Annotated in this window: 2 protein-coding genes; both read right to left on the reverse strand. The window is 31.2% G+C overall.

Annotated elements, in window-relative coordinates; translation table 11 throughout:
• Positions 1-230: 230 nt before the first annotated feature.
• Positions 231-656: a transposase gene (locus F6K13_RS34185; protein WP_287290092.1), complete on the reverse strand. Its 426-nt coding sequence runs from the start codon at positions 654-656 to the stop codon at positions 231-233.
• A gap of 48 nt (positions 657-704) precedes the next feature.
• Positions 705-1,073 carry a transposase gene (locus F6K13_RS34190; RefSeq protein ID WP_287290094.1) on the reverse strand — a complete coding sequence of 123 codons (369 nt, stop codon included), beginning with the start codon at positions 1,071-1,073 and terminating at the stop codon, positions 705-707.
• Between the last annotated feature and the right edge of the window lie 92 nt (positions 1,074-1,165).

Here is a 1,165-nt window from a genome sequence, read left to right on the forward strand (position 1 = left end):
ATTACTTTTCTAATTATATTAAATGCTCCATTCACATCAGCATTTAATAACTTCTTCTCTCCTGTTTTATACAATTCTCTTGCTATTCTTTTTCCTTTAAATATCGGTTTTGACTCACCAGATTTTGGTAATTCATCTTGCTCTAAAGAACTTGATTGTGATCTATAGGATTCTTCGGTAATTATTACTTTTATCCCTTTTTAATGAGCTTTAGATCTTAACATCTCTATTCATCTATAATCAGGTATGTTAACAAACTGTTGATTGTTCTTTTTCCCGAGATTAATAGATTGTTTCCACTTTTCATTCTGTCCAATTATTAAGGTTCCTATTTGGTGTACCTCACACCAATCTATTACTCTTTTACTAGCTGTATGTAGATAATTTTCTACTCTACAGTTTCGTTTATGAGTTAGAGCGTTTAACCGATTAGATGAGTTTTGATGATTTTTGGTTTTCAGTTGGGATTGTATCAGGGATAGTTTTTTATTATCAAGGGTGTTAATCGCTTTTAATGGTCTGCTATTTATCAATAAAGGTGCTACACCTGTTTGATTTGTAGTTACAGCCATTAAGTTATTCACTCCTAAGTCTCTTCCTGCTACCTGTTGATTATCTGTTGTTTTCTCCGATTTTTCAGAGAGTATTTCAATCATATAACAGCTGCTTTTTTGTACTATTCTCACTTCTATAATTGACTTTTGTTATCTGGGAATTTTTAACTCACTCATGGATAAGTTACATCTTCCTTTTTTGAGAGTTTTTTTGTCAATTGATTCGTGATAATAGACTAAAATATTTTGACCTTTTGTTTTGTTTTTATATTTAGTGATTTTTGGTCTGACTAAAAATTTATGGGGCTGTTTTTGCCATGCTTTTAAAACGGCAAAATAACTACTCCAAGCTGAGTCTAATCTTCTGATTATTTGCTTACTAATTTTAGTTGGCAAAGCTTGATCATCGTAACTCTTAGATACTAGATGATACAGTTGATTAAAGCTTAGTTTCTTTTTGTTTTCAAAAAAATATTGGCGCTCATGGTAATTGGCTAAATTGAACAGATTTTTTGACAAAAAAGCCTTCTGGTCACAAGCTGACCACAAATAATGTGATTTGGTGATAACATGACGTTCAACTAGCTTCATACCTTAATTGTAGGTAATAA

The sequence above is a fragment of the Okeania sp. SIO2B9 genome, assembly GCF_010672505.1.
GTDB lineage: Bacteria > Cyanobacteriota > Cyanobacteriia > Cyanobacteriales > Microcoleaceae > Okeania > Okeania hirsuta.